This is a genomic window from Streptomyces sp. FH025 (genome assembly GCF_017427025.1).
Taxonomy (GTDB): domain Bacteria; phylum Actinomycetota; class Actinomycetes; order Streptomycetales; family Streptomycetaceae; genus Kitasatospora.
In genome coordinates, this window is record NZ_JAFLNG010001247.1 from 1 (window position 1) to 833 (window position 833).

Annotated in this window: 1 protein-coding gene; it reads right to left on the bottom strand. The window is 71.5% G+C overall.

All coding sequences use genetic code 11. The features are described from left to right. Positions 1 to 25 precede the first annotated feature (25 nt). A complete protein-coding gene (locus tag J0670_RS40435) occupies positions 26 to 673 on the bottom strand; it encodes a DUF742 domain-containing protein (protein WP_207817450.1) in 648 nt (215 codons plus the stop codon). Positions 674 to 833 lie beyond the last annotated feature (160 nt).

Below are 833 nucleotides of genomic sequence, written 5' to 3' on the forward strand. Positions count from 1 at the left end.
GGTGGCGCGGGTGGGGGCGGCCGCGTTAGAGCTTGCGAAGTCCACTGAGGACCCTTTCGAGCAGCGTGACGTCGGGCTGGTTTCCGGATTCGCCGCCGGAAGCGGGCTGGTGGATGGCGACCAGGCCGGCCTCGGCCAGGTCGGCCACGAGGATGCGGGCCACTCCCAGGGGAAGGGAGAGCAGCGCCGACACCTCCGCGACGGATTTGACCTCCTTGCACAGCGTGCAGATCCGCTGGTGCTCGGGGAGGAGGGTGGCCAGGCGCTGCGGATCGACGTCGGCGGAGACCAGGGCCTCCAGCGCGAGTTCGTAGCGCGGCCGGGTGCGGCCACCGGTCATCGCGAACGGCCTGATCAGCGGGCCGGAGTCCGGTTCGTCGTCGAACTCCTCGATGTGCCCCGGTTCCTGGGCCGGCTGGAAGTCCGGGGCCGGAGCGGGCGCCGGCGTCGGGTAGCCGGGCGGCGGGGTGTCGTAGGCGGGCTGCTGCCGCGCGTACTGGTCGTACTGGCCGTACTGCTCCTCGGGCCGGGCGTACGGGTGCTGCTGAGGCTGCCCGTAGTGGTGCCGGCCGTATTGCTGACCGTGGCCGACGCCGGGTGCTCCGAAGGCGTCATGGCCTGTGCCAGGGTACGGAACGCCGTACTGGCCGCTGCGGTCGTCGGGCGGTGTCACGGTTCCTCTCCTCACAGGGTGCGGCGGTGCGGTGCGAGCTTCGGCGCGGGTCCGGAGCCGGTGGTGCGAAGGCCGTACAACGTCCGAACCCGAGCCCGCCGAAGCGGGCCCGGGAAGGACGCGGAGGTACTTCGAATACCTGGACGGTATCCGACGAACC